The sequence below is a fragment of the Fulvivirga sp. M361 genome (genome assembly GCF_007097395.1).
Classification (GTDB): domain Bacteria; phylum Bacteroidota; class Bacteroidia; order Cytophagales; family Cyclobacteriaceae; genus Fulvivirga.
The window spans coordinates 25,055-47,584 of record NZ_VKDC01000049.1; the positions used below are offsets into that span (position 1 = coordinate 25,055).

A 22,530-nucleotide genomic window follows, 5' to 3' on the forward strand; every position below is an offset into this window, starting at 1 on the left:
CTTATGCAGGTATTTTGGCAATCACTGTGGTACCCTCTCCCTTCATACTACGGATGGATAAGGTACCTCTCAGCATACGAATTCTCTCTGCCATAGTTTTCAGACCAAGGCTGTTGGACCGTAAATGATTGGCATTTTCAAACCCGCAGCCGTTATCCCGGATAAACGCCTCTATCGTGCCTTTTGCTTTACTCACACTCACCTCCAATGTCTTGGCTTTGGCATGTTTTATGGCATTATTCACCGACTCCTGGATGAACCTGTAGAAGTTAAGCGTTTTTTCTTCGTCTAATTCATCGTTGATGTTTTCTATGTCAACGGAAAAGAACATATCTACTTGTTCATCCAGCTCATGCAATAGTTGCTCTATACTTTCTGATAAGCCCAGCTGCTTCAAAGATGAAGGGTACAATGCCCTGGAAATACTCCGGACTTCTTCCAGCGCTGTATTGGTAAGCTCGGAAAATTCATTTTGATCCTCATTTTGAGCCTTCTTCTTGATCAATGTGAGTTGTTGCCCCACACTATCATGCAGTTCCCTGGAAATTCGGGTGCGCTCGTCTTCCTGGGCTTGAATAAGGCCCTGAGACAGTTTTTCCTGAAGCTGTTTTTGCTTTTTAAGATGGCTCCTGGAACGGACCAGTAAAATGAATCCAAACAGGACTACCAACCCTATCACTCCAAATATCATCCAATGATTTTTAAGCTTGTCTTGTTCTGCCAGTAATGCAATATCACTTTCCTGCGTTTTTATTTTAAGGTCTCTTTTCTCTGTTTCATACAACGTCTGGTAGTACGTTAATGCTTTCACTTTTTGAACAGAGGAAACGGAATCTTTAATGGTATAATAGCGGATTTTATGCTCATATGAATTTTCATTATCTCCCAATGCTTTATATACTTTGGACATAAAATTCTCAGCATTCATAATTTCCACAAAGCTATCTTCTGCCAATTTTAAGTTTAAATGCTGCTTACCATATTGTAATGCTTTTTGATAATCACCTTTAGCCAATGACATTTGCTTGAGGGTTTCGATGTATAAATCATGGGTGTATCCCTGTGCATACGTTTCCGGGTCACTTTCAATGATTTTAAAATAGTGTTCTGCCTGCACAAGGCTATCGTTCGCTGCAAGGGCAATAATTAAATTGCACAAAATAGGCGGACCAAACTGGAGCTTATACCTGGACGTTTCATTTGCCTTTAAAGCAAGCCTCATGTTAGCAATCCAGTTTTTATTATCCCCTATCATTCTATAGTCTGCTGCTGCATTGAAGTATAGTAATTCCAGAAGCGTCTGTTCCTGCCGTTTTTTTTCCAGTTCAATGGCTTCATTGCGTTCTTGCTCAGCTTCCTTGTAAAACGCATTTTGGCTGTAAAGTATCGATAGTGAATTTTTTGTATGAATGATCTTCGAAGTATCTTTACCGTGAATGAAGGTGGTAATAGCTTCCTGAAGAGTTTCCGATGCTTTAGCAAAATCTCCGGTCTCCAAATATGCTATACCTATCCTGAGGTTTACATCGCCTAATAAGCTTTCTTTTTCAGATTTAATGGCAAATGCCTTTGCTATCTCATAGTTTTCAAACCCGGCATCGATGTCTCCAAGGTCTATGTAGCAATCTCCGCCATACATATAAAGCCTGGTTTTGGTAACATTATTGGCGAGGTGTTCCTCTTTCCCAAGGTAATTTTTAAAGACCTCCAATGCATCATCCACCTTCCCAATAATGTTCTTTTTATAATAGATAAGGTCATGGGTATTACGGGTGGCTATGTCCAATGAGTCCAGTTCAAGAGCATAACGGATGGTATGCCTGACGACGGAATCGTAATTAAAATGATCATTAAATTCAATAAGCAAAGACAAACTGTCCATCCACATAAGACGTTCACCTTTCTCAGACTGCTCGATCTTTGATTTGATAGTAGTGACTTTGATCTGAAGGTCCATATCCTGAGCGTTTATTATAACACTCAAAAAGAAAATTGGAATCAATAGAAGTTGTTTCATAGGGATCATTTGGGAATGACATGTTGGACATCATTCGGCTTTTAGTACTACCACTATAGAATAACAACCATCGAAGATAGGTAACCTGGGCTGAAAATTATGAATAAAGCCTGGTAATCTGAAAGTTGGAAGCATAGTTCCTCTGGATCCCTTTACCAGGAGGAGACTATTGGATACCATAAACAGGGCAATGTGAGTCTTCTCTGCCCATGTCAAACATCATTCTTTATCTTTCCCAAAACCATAAATGACCTGTCCCAAAAAGTTCTTCGGAAATTTATCCACCCCATCAAAACCTAACGGTATCTGACCACTCTCCTCCGGAATGTAGCTGGTGCGGAAAATGTAATCCCACAGACTTAGACTTATGCCATAATTAACACCTCTCTCGTTCTCGGGTAGATAAAGGGCATGATGCCACAAATGCATAACGGGATTATTAAATATATACTTCAAAGGCCCCCAGGTAAGCTTGACATTCGCATGATTCAAATGCCCTATGACAATCGCTATAAAATGTACAATAAAAGCCTGGGACGGCTCAAACCCACCCAGGATCATTACACCAAAGGTTTTGAGCGGTTTGTAAAGAATATTTTCCATCCAGTGATATCGAAGATGTGCGGCAAAACCCATTTCCTGTACCGAATGATGGACTTTATGAAATCGCCAGAGTATTTCCCACCTGTGCAGGGCAACATGGGTGAGCCACTGTACAAAATCAAGTACAACGAAAAAAACCAGCAATTGGGCCCAGCCGGGTAAAGAAGAAATGTCCCAAAGCGTAAGCGTGGTCATAGAGATGCCTATGGACAAAAAGAACCCTTCAATTGCCGTGTATATGCCGCTAATTACAATGGCAAAAACAAAGAAATTAAAAAACATGTAAAAGCCATCCAACCAAAAATCTTTACGAATGACACGTTGGTTTTTGCGCCAGGGGAAAAGGATTTCCAACGCCCAAACCACAAGTGAAATCACGATCAATCCCCAAAAGTAATTGGTGTACCAGGGCACATTGAATAGTATGGACTGCCAAACCCAATTTAACGTGTCAGAAGTTGTTTCTAACAATAATCGAATACTACTGATCATATCAATACTAAACCCGGATCCGGATAATTAGTTTGTCAAACGGAGTACAATGCTACGAATTTAACCATTATGAATCTGTGACTAACATCACCTTATAGAAATAAAAGTCAAAGAACGTAAACTATACCATCCCTTTTATTTTAGTTCGGAAGCAATACCACTAACTTTGCAGTGCAATAAGAATAGAGGCCATTCCTATGAAATACCTGATCGTGTTTATCGCTGTAATTACTTTTTTCTCGTGTAATGGTTCCAGGCAGTCCGTAGAAGAAACCCAGTCAGTAGATGCTTCCGAACTAAGCTCTATGCAACTCTTAAATATAGATGGCAGCCTAATCAACTGGCAAGAAGTAAAAGGCAAGGCAGTATTCCTTAATTTCTGGGCCACATGGTGCGGTCCATGTGTCAAGGAAATGCCGTATATAGAAGCGGCTGCCAGGGCCTTGAAGGAAGAAAACATTGTATTTCTGCTGGCTACAGAAGAAAGTACGGAAAAAATTAAAAGCTTTGAACAAAAATTCGGTTATCAGCTAGACCTGGTAAGGCAGAAAACCAGCCTGGCCTCTCTCGACATCACTGCCATACCAACAACCTACATATACAATACAAAAGGCAAGCGGGTATTTGCAGAAACTTCTGCCAGAAAGTGGGACACGGATGAAAACATCAAGTTGCTAAAAGAATTAATGAAGAAGCCCTGATGTTTAAAGTACTTATTTTCCCCCTTTTAATAGGCGTAGTATCCTGTGTTTCCGGAGACTCCGGACTTGCTACTACTATCCCCTCTCCCGCTGCCATCAATAGCGAAGAACCTTATCTGCTCACAACACCACAGGGAAATACTTATTTATCATGGATTGAACGGAACGACACTCTTGGGATTTTAAGATATGCACAATATCGCAATGGACAGTGGACAAAACCAGTAAGCATTACCAACGGCAGTAATTGGTTTATTAATTGGGCTGATTACCCCATGATGGCTGTCAACAAAACAGATATGATCGCTCACACCCTGACCAAAAGTGGACAAGATACTTATGCGTATGACATTAGCTTGTTCCATTCAGAAGATGGAAAGGACTGGCGTTCAGCGGGCCTTTTGAATGAAGATGGGTTGCAGGCCGAGCATGGTTTTGTAACTATGCTTCCCTATAAAGATGGGTTTCTGCTCTCATGGCTTGATGGAAGAAACACGGTTTCAATGATGGACAGTATATTGACTGATCACGCACATCATAAAGCCATGACGTTACGGGCTGCCATACTCACTTCTTCAGGTAAAAAAATGGAAGAGTGGGAGCTTGATAACAGGGTTTGTGATTGCTGCCAGACCAGTGGAGCTCTTACAGCAAATGGTCCGGTGATCGTCTATCGAAATCGATCGGAAAAAGAGGTGAGAGATATCAGTATCGTTAGGTATGAATCGGGTACCTGGACCAAGCCATCTGTGATTTTCAACGATCTATGGCTCATTTCAGGGTGTCCGGTCAATGGCCCGAGGGCCGATGCAAAGGAAAATGTTTTAGCCGTTGCCTGGTTTACAGCAGCTAAAGGTAATGCATCGGTTAAAGTGGCTTTTTCGAAGAATAGCGGCAAATCATTTACCCCTCCTGTTATTATAAGTGATGCCAGTCCTTTAGGGCGCGTGGACGTGCTACTCATTGATCAGAGATCAGCATTAGTAAGCTGGATGGAAGGGTCAGAAATAAGAGTGATGAAAGTTACGGTGGAAGGTATATCCGGAACATCTGTTTTTGTAGCACAATCGTCCGGGGCCCGTGCCAGCGGATTTCCTCAAATGACCCGGTACAAAGACAGGGTTTTATTTGCCTGGACGGATGAGGAGCAGAAAAAAGTCCAACTCGCTGCTTTGGACATGAATGATCTTATGTAAAACACCATGAAAGTATGTATTTGATTAAATCTAAATTCCATTATTTTCAAATCAGCCTATTGCTGCTGTCAGCTATTTCCATTTCTAATTGTGGACCTTCTCCTGAAGACAGGTCAGTAGCTCCAGGATCACCGGGAGCATCATCTTATTGGAATTATGCTGGAAAAACAGGCATAGGCACATCGTATGAACGGTATTGGAATAGGATATATGACCATCAGGGTGAAACCGGCAATATCTCCAAAGTTTGGTTTTCCCTGGCAAAAGGAGTTATTACTGAAACCGCCTTTGGGATGATCCATGAGGCACAAATCAAAGATATTCAATTCATAATAAAGGGGGCTGATTTTATAGATATTGAATCCTCAGACACCCATCAGGAAGTGGCCTACCTGCATACCGACGATGAAGGACGTCCGCTTTCCCTGGCCTATAAACTCATTAACACCGATAAAGAAGGGAAATACAGCATTGAAAAACACGTATTTACAGACCCTGACGAACATACGCTCTTTTTAAGGGTGATCTTTAAGGCTATGGATGCTGATATTACCCCTTACCTGTTGGTAAACCCACATATGAACAATACAGGCAGTGGCGACAAAGGGTTTATTGATTCTGAAGGGTTGCACGCTTCTGAAAATGACCGGGTGTATTTAACGTTAAAAAACTCGGTAGAATTCACTCAAACATCCGTAGGTTTTAAAGACCGTTCTTGCGGATATGCTGATTTAGCAGACCTTAAGATGGATTGGAATTACTCATCTACAGGTGATGCTACGGGCAATGTAATCCTTACCGGTCAATGGGCTCCTGTCATTAAAGGAAGTGAACAGATCATTGACATCAGCGTGGGTTTTGGCAATACCTTACAACAGGCCAATGCTTCATCAGAAGCAAGCATGGAAAAGGGGTACAAAGAAGTTCTTAACCACTACAACGGCACAGGGGACCAAAACATTGGCTGGGAAGACTATCTACAAAGCTTACCGAACTTGAAAAACCTTATAAAAAGCACCGGGGATGGAGGAAAGCAACTGTATGCAAGTGCATTGGTATTAAAAGCCCAGGAAGACAAAGAGAATGCAGGCGCTTTAATAGCCTCATTGTCTATTCCTTGGGGTGATTCAGCTTCGGCAGAAACCAGTAAGACAGGTTACCGGGCAGTATGGCCTCGTGACTTTTATCAATGTGCTATGGCCTTCCTGGCCTTAGGAGATACCCAAACAGCACAGGCTGCTTTTGAATATTTACCAAAAATACAGGTCACAGAAAAAACACCGGACAATGATGGCGCAACCGGTTGGTTTTTGCAAAAAACGAAAGTCGATGGAACATTGGAATGGTACAATGTTCAAATGGACCAGACAGCTATGCCGATTATGTTAGGTTGGAAGTTATGGAAAGCAGGTACATTATCTGATGAAGAGATCACACAATGGTATGAGAAGATGCTAAAACCAGCCGCAGATTTTCTATCCGAAGGAGGAAAAGTATCTATTCGAGATAACGAAGTGGACATTTTACCTCCATTCACACAACAAGAACGTTGGGAAGAACAATATGGCTACTCTCCTTCTACTACAGCCGCTATTATTACCGGTTTAGTAACTGCAGCGGACATCGCTAAAGTCGCAGGTGATCATATTTCTTCTGAGAAGTATTTCAAAGCAGCAGATCTTTTTGAAAGTGAGATCGAAAAGTACATGTTTACAACCACAGGCACGCAAGGCAACGGGAAATATTTCATCCGTATTACCCGAAATACCGACCCAAATGATCACGCTGTTTTAGGTAAAAACAACGGGCGCCCCGGGATGGATGAAACCACTATTTTAGATGGCGGCTTCCTTGAACTGGTGCGCTATGGCTTAAGATCACCTCATGATCCATACATATTAGAAACTTTACCCGAGTATGATAATATGGATACTAATGAAATAACACAGGTAAAATATGAATTTCAGTACGATGAGGACAAAAAAAGCGCCTATCCAGGCTGGCGCAGGTATGGCAATGATGGCTATGGAGAAGACACAACAGACGGATCCAACTACGGGCGGTTCGGGCCGGGACAACGGGGACGGGTGTGGCCTTTTTTTACCGGAGAAAGAGGACATTATGAATTAGCAAAGCTAACAGACACTTCAAACAACCTTGTTCAGGAAGAACAACTCCATCCGGTTATTGAAACTTATGTAAAAGGTATGGAACACTTCGCTAATGAAGGGTTAATGCTACCAGAACAGATCTGGGATGGTATTGGTAATAACCAAACGCACCATTACCAGGTTGGTGAAGGGACGAGCAGCGCCACACCACTGGCCTGGACCCACGCTGAATACATTAAGTTGGTAAGGTCTGTCTCGGATCAAAGCGTGTGGGACTTCTACCCTCCGGTAAACAAACGATACGTAAAATAGCCCGGGGTTACGGCGTTTGTGATTCTACATAAGCTTTGATAGTGACACGTTGTGCACTGCTGCGGGGATCATTACTAAATATTGTCACGGACTTTTGTTGATTACCTCTCCTGCCCTTTGCATTAAAAGTCACCTTCACAGTGGCTTTCTCTCCTTCTTTTAGTGTTGTTTTAGAGAACTTGGCAGTGGTACAGTCACAGTTAGACTTATGCGTCCGTATTTCCAATGGTTTTTTGCCTTCATTGGTCAGGATGAATTCGGTACTGACCACCTTTCCCGGTTTTAAACGACCAAAATCGTGCATTGCTTCTTCTATCTTCAGCTTAGGGGCTTTCAACAATTCTGCTTCAGTCATAGGCGGGAAATATTCCTGCAAGGTGGCATAAACGGAAATGCTCTTCATGGCATTCTCACCTGCCTCATTGGTATAAAATGCCACGTTATCATTTCTAAAACCCAGTTCATTCAGCGAACTGGCATGATAAGTCACTTTTATAAGCCCGCTTTCTTTTGGCGCTAATACTTTAGGAACAAACTCAAAATTTATGTGGTTGGGACCGATAATAGAATCTAAGAATTCAATGTTTTCATCACCGGAATTATAAACTTCAAAGTCCTTTACAGTAGGTTCCTTCGTTGTTGTCACTCTGCCAAGATTGAATGACCGGTATTTCATTCGGAGAGCTCCCATTATGGCCGGCATATCCTCTTCTATAGACCTCGGTTTTGGACTTACTTTCCCCTTGATAAATAATCTCAAAGATTCGGCGGTACCATTAAATGTTACCGTAAGACTTTTATTAAAAGCGCCAGGTCTGTTTTTGGGATTGTACTGCGCCTGGATACTACCGGAGTTTCCGGGAAGCACAGGTTCTTTCGTCCATGCCGGGGTGGTACAACCACAGGACGCACGGACACCTGTGATAGTTACCGGTTCCTTACTGTTATTAATGAAGGTAAATTCATGTGTTACCGGGCCATTTGATTCCTTTACTTCACCAAAATCAAAGGTGGTTTCGCTGAACTTTAATTCCTCCATTTGCTGTGCAAAAACGTGAACGTTCAAATTCAACGTCATTAACATCAAAAGGACAACAAAGCTGGTACAACGGGTATATTTCATAATATTTTCATTAACGCTTTATAGATTGTCACCTTGCAGTAACACTGACAAGGCCGACTCGAACAAATCCAAAAATAGACATTTAACACCTAATTATCGGTCTGACCATTTCAATTTAACAGGGCGTTAACAGAAGTAGCTGGCAATGAATCCATCAGAAAACTACAATTGATCCATCCAAGTCCTGAGAATTAATGGGCTAATAGTATATTTGCCCAAAATTACAGATATGGCCAGAATACTTACAGGGATTCAGAGCAGCGGACGTCCTCATCTTGGGAACTTACTAGGTGCAATATTACCTGCGATCGAGTTATCCAAAAACCCTGAAAACGAGTCTCTTTTTTTCATTGCTGATTTGCACTCACTGACTACAATCAAAGATGCTCAAACAAGAATTGACAATGTGAATGCCGTGGCCGCTGCCTGGATGGCCTTTGGTTTTGACACCGATAAAAACCTGTTCTATCGCCAGTCACGAGTGCCTGAAGTATGTGAATTAACCTGGTATCTGAATTGCTTCACACCTTTTCCGATGCTGGCGAATGCACATTCTTTTAAAGAAAAATCTGATAAGCTGGCGGATGTCAATGCAGGTTTATTTACTTACCCTGTGTTGATGGCCTCGGACATCATTTTGTATGACGCTGATATTGTTCCGGTAGGTAAAGACCAAAGACAGCACCTGGAAATGACCCGTGATATTGCCAGCACATTCAATCACCGATACGGAGATACTTTTGTGCTCCCGGAAGCCCGAATAGATGATAATGTCATGACCGTGCCTGGCACGGATGGTCAAAAAATGAGCAAGTCATATGGTAATACGATAGACATATTTCTGGCAGACAAACCTCTGCGCAAACGGGTCATGTCTATCGTTACGGATAGCACACCAATGGAAGAGCCCAAAGATCCGGACATGTGCAATGTATTTGCTCTATACAGCCTGCTGGCTAATGATACACAAATACAAGCACTGCGTCAAAAGTATGAGGCAGGCAACTTTGGGTATGGTCATGCCAAACAGGAACTTTTCGAACTAATGCTCGAAAAATATGAAGAGCCTAGAAAAATCTTTAATCACTACATGGATAACCCTGAAGAAATAAACCTTCGCCTTCAAAATGGTGAAAAGAGAGCTGGTGAAATAGCTAAAGAAGTATTGAACAAGGTAAAAGACAAATTAGGCTATTGACACCTATCTGATTTTGCTGCCTCTTGTAGCTTTTCAGACTTCTAACTGGCCGTCCAAACGACTTCTTTTTGTTCCGGGCTCACCAGTAATACAATACGAGTAGGATCTGGTATCAGTACCAACTTTGTTTCATTGCTTTCATAGTCATCCACTTCCACATATACCCCCTGATCAAGGCTTATTTCCGATATATCTCCAGACGTAGCCAGTTCGTTCGGTACATAGGCAATGGGTAATAAAACATCACTATCAGGACAATATTCATCATGCACCTCATGAAGTGCATCTTCCAGATAGTCTCCATATTTATTCAGAAAATCATCTTCCAACACATGCAGGTCTTCTTCCAGCTGATCATAATTGGAACTATTATAGTTGAGGTCATGCAGCTCCTTTTTCTTTTTTATCAAAGTAACCAAGGCCTCATTTAACATGTTAATATTCATTATAAGTATAGATGGTTTGATGCACAAACGATTATTGTTGGAACGAACATCTCAAATATTTTCTTTATTTAAAACCAACGAACCGAATTTATTTTTATTCACTTCTTAAATAGATAATTTTAACCCCAACCAAACTACTCGACAAAATGAACGATGACTTTCTTCCTATCCAGGGTACAGATCATATAGAGTTTTATGTAGGTAATGCAAAGCAATCAGCGCTGTATTACCAATACGCCTTTGGCTATGAATTAGTGGCCTATGCGGGACCGGAAACCGGTGTAAAAGACAAAGCCAGTTATGTCCTCAAACAAGATAAAATCCGGTTAGTCCTTACCACGGCATTGCAGGAAGAATCCCCCATTGCAGTACATGTTAGTAAACATGGAGATGGTGTTAAGGTGCTGGCTTTATGGGTCGAAGATGCCACAAAGTCTTATGAAGAAACTACTAAAAGGGGTGCAAAAAGTATTCATGAACCTTTCACCATAGAAGACGAGCATGGTAAAGTGACAATGGCATCTATCCAAACCTATGGAGAGACCATTCATACATTTGTAGAACGCACTAACTACCATGGGCCGTTCCTACCGGGTTTTATAGAAAAAAAAGGTACCGGGCAGATAACTTCAACCGGCCTTAAATACATTGACCACTGCGTAGGTAATGTAGGTTGGGGTGAAATGAATACCTGGGTAGATTTTTACGAAAAAGTCATGGGGTTCAATTTGCTCGTTACATTTGACGATAATGACATCTCAACAGATTACACAGCGCTGATGTCAAAAGTAGTTTCCAACGGCAACGGTTACATCAAGTTCCCCATTAATGAACCTGCGGAAGGTAAGAAGAAGTCTCAGATAGAAGAATATATCGATTTTTACAATGGGGCCGGCGTACAACACATTGCCATCGCTACAGACGATATCGTTCACACAGTTACGGAGCTAAGAAAAAGAGGGGTGGAATTCTTATATGTACCTGAAAATTACTATGATGATTTATTAGATCGTGTCGGGCATATCGATGAAGATCTTCAACCTCTAAAAGACCTCAATATTTTGGTGGACCGTGATGATGAGGGCTATCTATTGCAAATTTTCACAAGACCGGTACAAGACCGTCCCACAGTTTTTTATGAAATCATTCAAAGAAAAGGAGCTAAATCATTTGGAAAAGGAAATTTCAAAGCTTTATTTGAGGCAATTGAGAGAGAACAAGAGCTGAGAGGTAATTTATAGTTTTTCAACAATCCATTTTATGAATCAGGAAATTTTGACCAAAGCCGAATCCTGGCTGAATAGCAACATTGACGAACCTTCAAAGGAAGAGATCCGGTCATTGATGTCGAATGAAGAATCTTTAACAGACGCTTTCTACAAAGAACTTGAATTCGGCACCGGTGGGCTTAGAGGGATTATGGGCATCGGTTCTAACCGTATGAACAAATATACCGTAGGTATGGCTACACAAGGCCTGGCCAATTACCTGTTAAAGTGCTTTCCTGATGAGCAGGTGACAGTAGCCATCGCTTATGATAGCAGGAACAATAGTCGCTTTTTTGCGGAAACAACAGCGGCAGTATTCTCATCCAATGCTATAAAAGTTTACTTGTTTGACGATTTACGCCCTACCCCGGAATTATCATTCACTATTCGGCATTTAGGATGTAAAAGTGGTGTTGTGCTTACCGCTTCACACAACCCTAAGGAGTATAACGGATACAAAGCCTATTGGGATGACGGCGCGCAGCTAGTACCTCCTCATGATAAAAATGTAATAGAAGAAGTAAAAAAAATAGAGAGTATCAGCCAGGTTAAATTTGATGCTAACCATGATTTGATAGAGTCCATAGGAGAAAGTGTGGATAACGCCTATTTAGAAGAAATAAAAAAGTTAGCGCTCTCCCCGGACGCTGTTTCAGCTCAGAAAGACCTTAAGATCGTTTTTTCACCCATCCATGGTTCCGGTGGAAAACTGGTGGCCCCAAGTCTGAAAGAATATGGATTTACAAATGTCACGGTAGTGGAAGAGCAAGCGCAACCGGATGGAAACTTCCCAACCGTGGTTTATCCTAACCCTGAGGAGAAAGAGGCATTGACCATGGCCCTGAAGAAAGCCGAAGAGATCAATGCTGACTTGGTAATGGCTACTGATCCTGATGCTGACCGGGTAGGAATAGCCGTTAAAAATTCCGAAGGGCAATTTCAGCTTCTCAACGGCAATCAAACCGGCAGTCTGCTTATTTACTATGTTCTGGAAAGGTGGAAGGAAAGAAACCAGTTCCAGGGGAATGAGTTTGTGGTAAAAACTATTGTCACTACAGAACTCATTCAAAAGATAGCAGATCATTATGAAGTGGATTGCTACAGCACACTCACCGGCTTTAAATATATAGCCTCATTAATAAAAGCTCTGGAAGGACAAAAGAAATACATTGCCGGGGGTGAGGAAAGTTACGGTTATATGATCAGTGACTTTGTTCGTGACAAAGATGCAGTTTCCTCTTGCGCTATGATTGCCGAGATGTGCGCTTATGCCAAAACAAAGGGTATCTCGCTCTATGAAATGATGCTGGACATGTATGTGAAATTTGGGTTTTACAAGGAAACATTAATATCCATTACGAAAAAAGGGAAACAAGGCGCTGAAGAGATCGTAGCCATGATGTCGGGCTTCAGGTCTGACCCACCAAAGAGCTTTGCAGGGTCACCACTCGTTAAAGTGATTGATTACCAATCCGGTATATCAAAAGATGTTATCAGTGGAGCGGAAGAACAACTGGATTATGATAAATCCAATGTCTTGCAATTTTTCACGGAAGACGGTTATAAAATCTCAGCAAGACCCTCCGGTACTGAACCTAAAATAAAATTTTATATCAGTGTAAATAAACCTTTGTCCGATACGGAACAATATAAAGAAGTGGATCAAAACCTAAATCAGATAATCGATAATATAAAAACGGACCTTCAATTAGGTTAGTATTGGGTGAATATATGCGGGCTTATTGCAATTCCATGGATTAACCTTATATTGGCCTGTTTTTGTTTGTAATATATTAGAACTGTATTGGATTTATACCTCTATTTTGCCCTTGTAGCATTAGGATTTGTCATGCTTATAAAAGGTGCCGGATACTTAGTAGAAGGTGCCTCTGCCCTTGCCAAAAGATTTAATGTTTCCGAGTTGGCTATTGGTCTTACTATTGTAGCTCTCGGCACCTCGGCTCCGGAGCTGGTGGTCAATGTTCTATCAGGTATTAATGGGCATTCGGAAGTAGTCTTTGGTAATGTAATCGGTTCTAATATTTTTAATTTGTTTTTGATCCTGGGAGTTTCAGGTACCATTTATCCACTGGTTGTTCAAAAAACTACAGTGGTCAGAGAGCTGCCTTTTTCGTTGTTCATTACTTTAGTTTTATACTTTTTATTGAATGACACTATCTTCTCTCCTAATGCCTCCCCTACTTCGTCCACATTTGATGGCATCATCCTGATCACACTTTTCGGCCTTTTTTTGGCCTACATATTCACTAGCATGAAAAATGATGAACTGGAAAAAAATGAAGTGGTCAAGAGCTTTTCATCCTTTGGTATTGCCTGGAGAATAATTATTGGACTCATCGGTCTTGGCCTCGGTGGTAAACTGGTGGTGGATAATGCTGTTGAAATAGCCAATGTCTACGGAGTAAGTCAAAAACTAATTGGACTCACCATAGTAGCAGCAGGCACGTCTCTTCCTGAGTTGGCCACATCCGCCATTGCAGCATATAAAAGACAGGCAGACATTGCTATAGGAAATGTGATTGGTTCCAACATATTCAATATACTCCTTGTGTTGGGGCTTACGACGCTGATCACACCGTTAGATTATAATCCCGTCCTTAATACGGATATATATATTCTTTTAGGGGGAACCGTGCTTTTGTTATTGTTCATGTTTACCATCAATAAAAAGAAACTGGACCGTTGGGAATCGTTGCTATACCTTCTCACCTTTATTGCTTATATGGTTTACTTGTTCATGCGTAAGTAATGACCATTGTTCAATTTGACATTGGTTAATACCTGAGTGGAGTGCCGACTCTTTTACATTCCATGATGAAGCTTGTGGAAGCCTTATAATTGGATTAGATTTGCGGCTGGCATGAAAAAAGTAGCATTTTATACACTTGGGTGCAAGCTGAACTATTCAGAAACCTCTTCTATATCCAGGATGTTTCAGGAAAAGGGGTATCAAAAAGTTGGTTTTTCAGACCGTCCGGACATATTTATCATTAATACATGCTCCGTCACTGAAAACGCAGATAAGAAGTGTCGTAAAGTGGTAAGAGAAGCCAGAAAAATATCTCCCAATGCTTATGTCACTATCATCGGATGCTATGCTCAATTAAAACCCAAAGAAATTGCTGAGATACCAGGTGTAGATGCAGTCTTAGGCGCTGCTGAAAAATTCCGGTTAATTGAATTATTGGATGGTTTTGTACGTCAGGAAGCCCCTAAGGTATTAGCTTCTGAAATTAAAGCAGCCACTCATTTCAACAATGCCTACTCCATAAACGATCGCACCCGAACCTTTTTAAAAGTCCAGGACGGATGTGACTACAGTTGTACTTTTTGTACCATACCCCTGGCACGTGGAAATAGCCGAAGCGATACCATAGCAAACATTCTCGAGTCCGCTCATAAAATCGTGACTGAAGGTGTGAGAGAAATAGTACTGACCGGAGTAAATACCGGCGATTTCGGCATCCGAAACGGGATTAGAGAAGATAGATTTATAGACCTTGTAAAAGCACTAGACGAACAGGTAGCTGTGGATCGTTTCAGAATATCATCCATTGAACCTAACCTGCTGTCGGATGAGATTATTGAATACGTAGGTAATTCTCAAAAGTTTGTCCCACACTTTCATATTCCACTTCAATCGGGTTCCGATAAAATCTTGAAGCAGATGCGCAGGCGGTACCTCAGTGACCTATATATAAGCAGAGTTAAAAAAATAAAAAAAACAATGCCACACTGCTGTATAGGTGTAGATGTTATTGTGGGCTTTCCCGGTGAGTCAGACCAGGATTTTCTGGATACCTATCAATTTCTCAACGAACTGGATATCTCCTACCTTCATGTTTTTACCTATTCCGAACGGGCCAATACCACAGCCGCCACAATGGAAGAAATCGTGCCTATGCCTGTCAGGCACGAACGTTCCAAAATGCTTCGCTCCCTAAGTGAAAAGAAAAAACGAGCATTTTATACCGAACACCTTCACAAGCAACATACCGTGCTCTGGGAAGAAGACATCGAGGAAAGCCAAATGCATGGGTTCACAAGCAACTATATACGTGTAAAGGCCAAATATGATCCTTTGATGATCAATGAACTACAACAAGTGATATTGACCGATATTGACGAGAATGGCAAGGTTAATGTAACCGAGGCCAATACAGTACTGGTGCATGGGTAACCTGGCTAACAAATCTGTGATCTTCCTGTTAAGCCAATAAAAGACACGTATATGGCATTAAAACCGAATGTTCAGGCTCCTGATTTCTCGCTTAACTCCACAAACGGAAAAAAGTTTCAATTGAGTAAATCCATGGCAGGACGTCCTGTCTTAATCTACTTTTACCCCAAAGATTTCACCCCGGCTTGTACAAAAGAAGCCTGTTCATTCAGAGACAATTTTGAGTTCTTCAAAGAATTGGATATCACGATCGTCGGGATAAGCACTGACACCACTCAGCAACATAAACTGTTTAAAAAGAAACATAACCTTCCCTTTGAATTATTATCGGATGTTACCGGTAAGGTAAGTAAATTATACAAAGCTCATGTACCCGTTTTGAACATATCAAAGCGTGTCACTTACTTACTAGATAAAGATCATGTAGTACGCGCTGCTTATGCAGACCTTTTTAGTGCAGAAAAGCATATTACAAATATGATAAAGAGTTTAAAAAAGGGTTAACTGATAATTAAACCATCTTGCATCTCCAGTTTTCTGTCAGCCATGTTAGCAAATTCTTCATTGTGTGTTACGATGATAAAAGTATGCCCGGATTGGTCTCTCAGTTTAAAAAAAAGATCGTGAAGTTCTTTAGCATTTCTTGAATCCAGATTCCCACTGGGTTCATCGGCAAAAACCAACGAAGGTCCGTTAACGAGTGCCCGGGCTACGGCTACACGCTGCTGCTCGCCTCCTGATAACTCTGATGGCTTGTGGTCATAACGCCTTGATAAGCCCAGAAGGTCAAGCAAAGCCTGTGCTTTTTCCTTACTCTTTTGGGTATCCTGACCTTGGATATAGGCTGGAATACAAACATTTTCAAGAGCCGTAAACTCCGGAAGGAGGTTGTGAAATTGAAATATGAAACCAATACGATCATTTCTAAATCTGGCTCTTTCAGAATTCCTCAACCGAAGTACGTTTTTACCTTTTAACTCAAGTTGTCCACTATCTGGAGTATCTAATGTGCCCAAAATATGCAAAAGGGTACTTTTACCGGCACCGGAGGCGCCTACAATAGAGATAACTTCACCCTCTTCAACAGACATATCTATTCCTTTGAGCACTTCCAGGTGACCATAGTTTTTCTTGATTCCGGACGCGTTTAATATTTCCATTTTTTGAAGAAAGGCCAAACATAATAAATAGGGTGATAAAGAGCGCTATAAGACTTTATTTTAAAACAGGAAAGTAGATTTGAAATATAGCATCAAATGAGCTACTTTCGTGCAAAAAATTTAACGCATGAACATTCACGAATATCAGGCAAAGGATATACTAAAAAGTTATGGAGTACGTGTACAGGCTGGAATCACTGCTGACACGCCTGATAAGGCGCTGGCAGCGGCAAAAGAATTGCACCAGGAGACCGGAACTGACTGGTATGTCGTGAAAGCACAAATTCATGCAGGTGGGCGAGGCAAAGGTAAAGTGAATGAAACAGGTTCTAATGGTGTAGTCCTCGCAAAATCATTGAATGAAGTACCTGATAAGGTAAAAAATATATTAGGAGGCACATTGGTGACACACCAAACCGGAGAGGAAGGTAAAATTGTTAACAAGGTGCTTATTGCTGAAGACGTTTATTACCCTGGGGATTCGGAGCCGAAGGAATATTACATGAGCATTTTACTCGACAGAGCTAAAAGTTGTAATGTGATCATGGCTTCAACCGAAGGTGGCATGGACATAGAGGAAGTAGCCAAAAATACACCTGACAAGATCATCAGAGAATGGATAGACCCGGCAGTAGGGCTACAAGGATTCCAGGCAAGAAAAGTGGCTTTTGCTTTAGGACTTGAGGGCAACGCTTTCAAAGAGATGGTAAAATTCATTTTTGCTCTTTATAAAGCATATGTGTCAACAGATTCTGCCATGTTTGAGATCAATCCTGTACTAAAAACATCAGATAATAAGATTTTGGCGGTTGATGCAAAAGTGGATATTGATGATAATGCGCTGTACCGTCATAAAGACCTGGAAGAGTTAAGGGATCTCGCTGAAGAGGACCCTGCAGAAGTAGAAGCAGCCCAGTCCGGTTTGAGTTATGTTAAACTTGATGGCAATGTAGGCTGCATGGTGAACGGTGCTGGTCTGGCAATGGCTACTATGGACATCATTAAGTTATCTGGGGGTGAGCCTGCCAACTTTCTTGATGTAGGAGGAGGTGCTAACCCACAGACCGTGGAAGCAGGTTTCAGGATAATATTGAAGGATCCTAATGTAAAAGCGATACTCATTAATATATTTGGAGGTATTGTACGATGTGACAGGGTTGCCAACGGTGTAGTGGAAGCATACAAATCAATAGGAAACATCGAAGTTCCTATTATTGTTAGATTACAAGGTACTAACGCGGAAGAAGGAGCTAAAATAATAGAGGAGTCCGGGTTAAAAGTGACTTCTGCTATCGTTTTGAAAGACGCTGCTGCCAAGGTAAGAGAGGTACTTTCGTAAAATAATAAAACGCGCGTCCGTAGTTCAACTGGATAGAATACCAGATTTCGGCTCTGGGGGTTGAGGGTTCGAATCCTTCCGGACGCACTAAAATAAAGATCTTATATGGTAACCATATAAGATCTTTTGTTATTAATTATAAGGAGGTTGTGTTTTTTTAATAAGCAATATTATTCTTAAATTAACAACTCATAGAAAGATCATCAGTCAGTATATGAAACAGGTAATCCCTATTTTTTTCGTTTTAAATCTGTTCGCCACAGAAATAACCGGACAGTCTTTCTATAATTTTAAAAAAGGACGTGATATAATTGCCAGTTTTGGCACAGGAACAACCTCCTATTTCGGAGACTTAAATGAACCCGGTGATATCATTGATACTAAACTCAATTTTAACGCCGGTCTGCAATATTATTTCACCAATAGAGTAGCTGTAAGAGCAGAAGGTGCCTGGTTCAGATTATCAGGTGATGACACTGAAGCGAAAAACGAAGGCAGGTTAGCAAGAAATCTATCCTTCAAATCGGATAACGTTGAAATAAATGTTGTAGGAATAGTACAAGCCTTTCCAAATGGAACAAGATTCTACCAACGACCTAATGTCAACTTTTATGGCTATGGGGGAATTGGTATTTTATTTTTTAATCCTAAAGGAGAAGTTCCCCAAACTGATTGGAATGGAAATGCTTTAGCGGATGCCGGTAAATTCGTCTCTTTACAGCCTTTACAAACCGAGGGAGAGGCCTATTCTCGATGGACCTTTGTAATACCTTTGGGAGCAGGCATAAAAGTTAAGGCAGGTCCATTTTTTAATGTAGGTATTGAAGGCGGTTATCGCTTTACTTTTACCGATTATTTGGATGACGTGAGTACACGCTATATAGATCACAACTCGCTGGATGCCGACCCTTTAAGACAGGCATTAGCTGATAAGCGTTATTTAGTTGGCCTTACTCCTTCAGAAGCTGGAAAAGTAAGAGGTGATGATTCTAACAATGACGGTTACTTCATATTTAACATTAAATTAGAATACTATCTACCGGCTAATATCTTTAGTACGTCTAAATCCACCTACAACAAGAGGCGCCGTAAGTACAACCTAAGAAGGCCCCGAAGACGATAAATTTAAATTGTATCCCTCTGTTTTTGGGTATATATGTAAGATGATTATATTCTTAGGTTATTAACTTCATGTAACTTTTTGACCTATGGCCACCCTAATGGGGTCTCTTCTCACATAGATTCCTTCTGCATTAGGATGAAGATGAACATATTGTCAATGCACCTTTTGATTCTTTACCTTATTTCAATTTGAGGTTTAAAAACACTTTGAGCGAATGTGTCTTTATACTTGAAAATTATGCTTTTCTAATAACATCCATTGATCGGATTGATATCACCTCTTGAGCTAATATCCATGGGGTCCATAAATAGGCTCATAGCTATACCCCTCTTCTCTATGATATGTCCATGACTTTGAACAAAAAGTCCATACCAAACCCCGAAAATCAACCTACCTTTCCAACTTGAGGTCTAGAGGGTTTATGAGGTCATTCCTATTAGTTTTCATCTTTCTGTATCCAGGGCGGGTGAGGAACCCTGACTTCCCGTTTTACTTTGCCCAGGTAGCTCTATTCAATTATAAAAATAGAACGCCAGGCCAATATATTATGGAGGAACAGAAGAGATGTCCCAAAAGAGAAAAACCCGTAATGGCGGTGACTAATGACGTGGGTAACCTGGATCACATCCACCCTAAAGACAAACGAACGGTCGGTAAAAAACCGGCCTCAGTTGCTCTTAAAAAGGATTGTAAAAAAGATATTCCGTTTTCATGGCCGATATTTTCCTCGATGATTATTGAAGGGAAAAGGATTTTACTTTCATTCAACCATGCTGAAGATTTAAACACTGACCAAGAAACCCTTAAACTGTTTGAAATAGCCGGATCAGATAGCAGATTTCATCCAGCCAATGTAAAAATTAGTGAAAAAAAAATTATCGTTTTTTCCAGGAAGGTAAAGAAACCGGTGACAATACGCTTTGCCTTCTCGGACACTGCTCAAGCCCGACTCTATAACGGTTCCAGGCTTCCGGCAGCGGCATTTAGAACGGACAACTGGCCTTTCAACCTATGATACATTCCAAAAAAAACAAATCACTCATCCATCCAATTTCATTGCTGTTTTTTTTAGTACTTGTAGTCTTTGCCTGTACCCCAAAAGTTGAGCCTACTGCCCCTCCTAATATTGTCTGGATCGTCCTGGAAGATATGTCTCCTCAGTTCATCGGTGCGTATGGCAATGATGCTGCTCGTACGCCGGTGATGGATTCCTTGATCAACGCTGGCACAAAATTCAATGCTGCATTCTCTACCGGCACTGTTTGTTCACCAAGCAGATATACGATTATTACAGGAACACGTACCAACGAGTATGGTACAGGACACCACCGATCCAACTTCCCCATACCGGATTCAGTGATCCCGTTTCCAACGTTCCTGAGGGACTCGGGCTATCACACCTCCAACAACTCTAAAAGAGATTATAGCACCTCCGCTCGCTGGCGAATCACCCAAGAGGCCTGGGTAGAGAGCAGTGCTCAGGCAGGGTGGTGGAACCGAGAAAAAGGTCAGCCATTTTTCTCGGTCTTCAATTTCAACAACTGCCACCAGTCCAGGACGTTCACTAACCCGTATGATGATTACAAAAAGCGAATCCTGGATACACTTCCGCCGGATGAAATTATAACCGATGAAGATATCATTCTGCCGGATTTTTATAAAGACACCCCTGAACTCAGAAAGGAACTGGCACGAACCTACAATGCACTTAAGAAGACCGACTATGAGATTGACACTCTCATGGATCTGCTGCGTAGAGATGCCCTGGTGGAATCCACCATTATTTTTATTTACTCCGACCATGGAGGTGGAGCGCTGAGAACAAAAGGAATCGGAAGCGCTTTGGGTCACCAAGTGCCTATGGCAGTGATTTTCCCGGAGAAGTATGAATACCTCAATCCGTTTAAAAACCACCCCTCTACAGATCAACCCATGACATTTGAAGACCTTGGACCTACAGTACTTTCATTGGCAGGGTTAGATGCTCCCGGATATATGAAAGGGAGGCCTTTTCTTGGGAAAAAGCAAAAAGCCCGGGAATTCGCCTTCGCCTCTGCTGACCGGTGTGCCGAGGGTATGGACCTTACTCGATCCGTTTCAGACGGAAGGTATTTCTATACCAGGAACTTTTATCCCTCTCAACCTCAAATCACCTGGATGAAATACTTTGATTATGCTAAAACAAGACAACTTTCAAGGCAATACTTAAGTGAAAATCAACTGGATGAAACACAAAAAATGCTTTTTGAACCCAGATCTAAGGAACTTCTTTATGACCTGCAAAATGACACCTGGCAAACGAATAACCTTACTGATAGCTCTGGCTATCAAGAAATTCTTGGGGAGCTGCGAATTGCACTGGACAATGAGCTTCAATCCATCAAGGACGTACATTTCTTACCTGAGTATGCCCTGGATTCGATTGCCAAAATCATGACTCCTTATGAATATAAAAAATCAGGGGCTTTTGATTTTCCTCGAATTTACGAAGTAGCCAAACTGACGGGTGATGGTACCGAATCTATTGAAAAACAACTTTCCGCATTAAAAAATGAAGATCCAATCATACGCTACTGGGCAGCTATAGGGCTTTCAAGTCAAGAAAAGGAAACATTACCTGGGTATCAGAAATTATTGGAAGAAGTTTTACAGGACGACTTTCCACCGGTACAGATTATTGTGGCTTCCATACTTTATGAAATGTTCGATTCAGACGAAGGTTTCAAAGTATTGGAAAAATACCTTTTCCATTCCAATGAATTTTTAGCGGTACAAGCCATACAGGAAATTATTTATTTAGAGCCTCAAAAAGCGAAGGTCTTCCTGGAAGATGTCAAAACACTAAGGACACGGAAAATACCAGGAAACCTTTCAGAGAGTGTGGATATCTACCTCTATCTATTTGATGGGAAAGAATTGTATTACGCGCATCATTGGTGACAGACTATTTAAGTAATTCAGCAATGGTTTCTCTTTCCCACTCAATCATAGGCTGAAACTCCCCTGAGTTCAAATATGACGTATATGATGTGTATTCTGAAAAATACAGGAGAATCCAAAGCCTACTTCTCCTCCCAAAACACCAGGGAACTGACCTTGCGGAATAGACCAAAGCACTGTATCCATCCGAAGAACCCATCTGTTGATTTTGGTGATGGCATCTTAACTTAGCGGGTATTTTTCCAGTTGTTGGGTAAAAGTTGATAGAGGTCCTTGCGTTTGTGGGACTGCACCCTGGTC

At 41.3% G+C, this 22,530-nt stretch carries 18 protein-coding genes and 1 tRNA gene; 14 read left to right on the top strand and 5 right to left on the bottom strand.

The features are described from left to right. Nucleotide 1 precedes the first annotated feature (1 nt). Together FNH22_RS29230 and FNH22_RS29235 are read right to left on the bottom strand one after the other, a co-directional pair. Nucleotides 2-2,017 (bottom strand): sensor histidine kinase, encoded by a 2,016-nt coding sequence (locus tag FNH22_RS29230; RefSeq protein ID WP_185154487.1) that lies wholly within the window; start codon nucleotides 2,015-2,017, stop codon nucleotides 2-4. Nucleotides 2,018-2,236: 219 nt separating this feature from the next. Next, entirely contained in the window at nucleotides 2,237-3,112 is an 876-nt protein-coding gene (locus tag FNH22_RS29235) for a sterol desaturase family protein (protein WP_143402076.1), read from the bottom strand. Between the two features lie 197 nt (nucleotides 3,113-3,309). Between FNH22_RS29235 and FNH22_RS29240 the strand changes: the two genes are divergently transcribed. Genes FNH22_RS29240 through FNH22_RS29250 form a run of 3 tightly spaced genes read left to right on the top strand, consistent with a single transcriptional unit; the run spans nucleotide 3,310 to nucleotide 7,432 of the window. Continuing rightward, the gene (locus FNH22_RS29240) at nucleotides 3,310-3,813 is read left to right on the top strand and encodes a TlpA disulfide reductase family protein (protein ID WP_143402077.1); all 504 of its coding nucleotides are present in this window, start codon (nucleotides 3,310-3,312) and stop codon (nucleotides 3,811-3,813) included. Further along, nucleotides 3,813-5,009, top strand: coding sequence for an exo-alpha-sialidase (locus FNH22_RS29245; protein ID WP_143402078.1), 1,197 nt, complete (start codon nucleotides 3,813-3,815; stop codon nucleotides 5,007-5,009). The genes FNH22_RS29240 and FNH22_RS29245 overlap by 1 nt, the downstream gene beginning before the upstream one ends. 14 nt (nucleotides 5,010-5,023) lie before the next feature. After that, complete coding sequence (locus FNH22_RS29250) at nucleotides 5,024-7,432, top strand: glucan 1,4-alpha-glucosidase (RefSeq protein ID WP_143402079.1); 2,409 nt, start codon at nucleotides 5,024-5,026, stop codon at nucleotides 7,430-7,432. 7 nt (nucleotides 7,433-7,439) lie between these two features. On the opposite strand, the gene FNH22_RS29255 is transcribed toward FNH22_RS29250, so the two are convergent. Next, nucleotides 7,440-8,555, bottom strand: coding sequence for a DUF1573 domain-containing protein (locus FNH22_RS29255; protein WP_143402080.1), 1,116 nt, complete (start codon nucleotides 8,553-8,555; stop codon nucleotides 7,440-7,442). Between the two features lie 229 nt (nucleotides 8,556-8,784). Between FNH22_RS29255 and trpS the strand changes: the two genes are divergently transcribed. Then, on the top strand, nucleotides 8,785-9,753 hold the full coding sequence (trpS, locus tag FNH22_RS29260) for a tryptophan--tRNA ligase (protein WP_143402081.1): 969 nt from the start codon (nucleotides 8,785-8,787) through the stop codon (nucleotides 9,751-9,753). Nucleotides 9,754-9,794: 41 nt separating this feature from the next. Here the strand turns inward: trpS and FNH22_RS29265 are convergent, their stop codons facing one another. Then, nucleotides 9,795-10,199 (bottom strand): hypothetical protein, encoded by a 405-nt coding sequence (locus tag FNH22_RS29265; RefSeq protein ID WP_143402082.1) that lies wholly within the window; start codon nucleotides 10,197-10,199, stop codon nucleotides 9,795-9,797. A gap of 146 nt (nucleotides 10,200-10,345) precedes the next feature. On the opposite strand from FNH22_RS29265, the gene hppD reads away from it, so the two are divergent. The 5 genes from hppD to FNH22_RS29290 all read left to right on the top strand — a co-directional run bounded on the left by hppD (nucleotide 10,346) and on the right by FNH22_RS29290 (nucleotide 16,172). After that, nucleotides 10,346-11,440, top strand: coding sequence for a 4-hydroxyphenylpyruvate dioxygenase (gene hppD / locus FNH22_RS29270; RefSeq protein WP_143402083.1), 1,095 nt, complete (start codon nucleotides 10,346-10,348; stop codon nucleotides 11,438-11,440). A 19-nt stretch (nucleotides 11,441-11,459) separates the two neighbouring features. Continuing rightward, nucleotides 11,460-13,184, top strand: coding sequence for a phospho-sugar mutase (locus tag FNH22_RS29275; RefSeq protein WP_143402084.1), 1,725 nt, complete (start codon nucleotides 11,460-11,462; stop codon nucleotides 13,182-13,184). Nucleotides 13,185-13,271: 87 nt separating this feature from the next. Continuing rightward, the gene (locus FNH22_RS29280; RefSeq protein WP_255518185.1) at nucleotides 13,272-14,237 is read left to right on the top strand and encodes a calcium/sodium antiporter; all 966 of its coding nucleotides are present in this window, start codon (nucleotides 13,272-13,274) and stop codon (nucleotides 14,235-14,237) included. Between the two features lie 111 nt (nucleotides 14,238-14,348). Further along, nucleotides 14,349-15,668: a tRNA (N(6)-L-threonylcarbamoyladenosine(37)-C(2))-methylthiotransferase MtaB gene (gene mtaB / locus FNH22_RS29285; RefSeq protein ID WP_143402085.1), complete on the top strand. Its 1,320-nt coding sequence runs from the start codon at nucleotides 14,349-14,351 to the stop codon at nucleotides 15,666-15,668. A gap of 51 nt (nucleotides 15,669-15,719) precedes the next feature. Continuing rightward, nucleotides 15,720-16,172 (top strand): peroxiredoxin, encoded by a 453-nt coding sequence (locus FNH22_RS29290; protein ID WP_143402086.1) that lies wholly within the window; start codon nucleotides 15,720-15,722, stop codon nucleotides 16,170-16,172. On the opposite strand, the gene FNH22_RS29295 is transcribed toward FNH22_RS29290, so the two are convergent. Then, nucleotides 16,169-16,828, bottom strand: a complete 660-nt coding sequence (locus FNH22_RS29295; RefSeq protein WP_143402087.1) for an ABC transporter ATP-binding protein — start codon at nucleotides 16,826-16,828, stop codon at nucleotides 16,169-16,171. The genes FNH22_RS29290 and FNH22_RS29295 overlap by 4 nt on opposite strands. A 127-nt stretch (nucleotides 16,829-16,955) precedes the next feature. Here FNH22_RS29295 and sucC point away from each other — a divergent pair, with 127 nt between their 5' ends. The 5 genes from sucC (at nucleotide 16,956) to FNH22_RS29320 (ending at nucleotide 22,230) form a co-directional block, all read left to right on the top strand. Next, nucleotides 16,956-18,167 carry an ADP-forming succinate--CoA ligase subunit beta gene (sucC, locus tag FNH22_RS29300; protein WP_143402088.1) on the top strand — a complete coding sequence of 404 codons (1,212 nt, stop codon included), beginning with the start codon at nucleotides 16,956-16,958 and terminating at the stop codon, nucleotides 18,165-18,167. 13 nt (nucleotides 18,168-18,180) lie between these two features. Continuing rightward, nucleotides 18,181-18,254 (top strand) — tRNA-Arg (locus tag FNH22_RS29305). A gap of 127 nt (nucleotides 18,255-18,381) precedes the next feature. Continuing rightward, nucleotides 18,382-19,290 carry an outer membrane beta-barrel protein gene (locus FNH22_RS29310; RefSeq protein WP_143402089.1) on the top strand — a complete coding sequence of 303 codons (909 nt, stop codon included), beginning with the start codon at nucleotides 18,382-18,384 and terminating at the stop codon, nucleotides 19,288-19,290. Between the two features lie 547 nt (nucleotides 19,291-19,837). Beyond that, entirely contained in the window at nucleotides 19,838-20,305 is a 468-nt protein-coding gene (locus FNH22_RS29315) for a hypothetical protein (protein WP_185154488.1), read from the top strand. Next, nucleotides 20,302-22,230, top strand: coding sequence for a sulfatase (locus tag FNH22_RS29320; protein WP_143402091.1), 1,929 nt, complete (start codon nucleotides 20,302-20,304; stop codon nucleotides 22,228-22,230). The genes FNH22_RS29315 and FNH22_RS29320 overlap by 4 nt, the downstream gene beginning before the upstream one ends. Nucleotides 22,231-22,530: the final 300 nt, after the last annotated feature.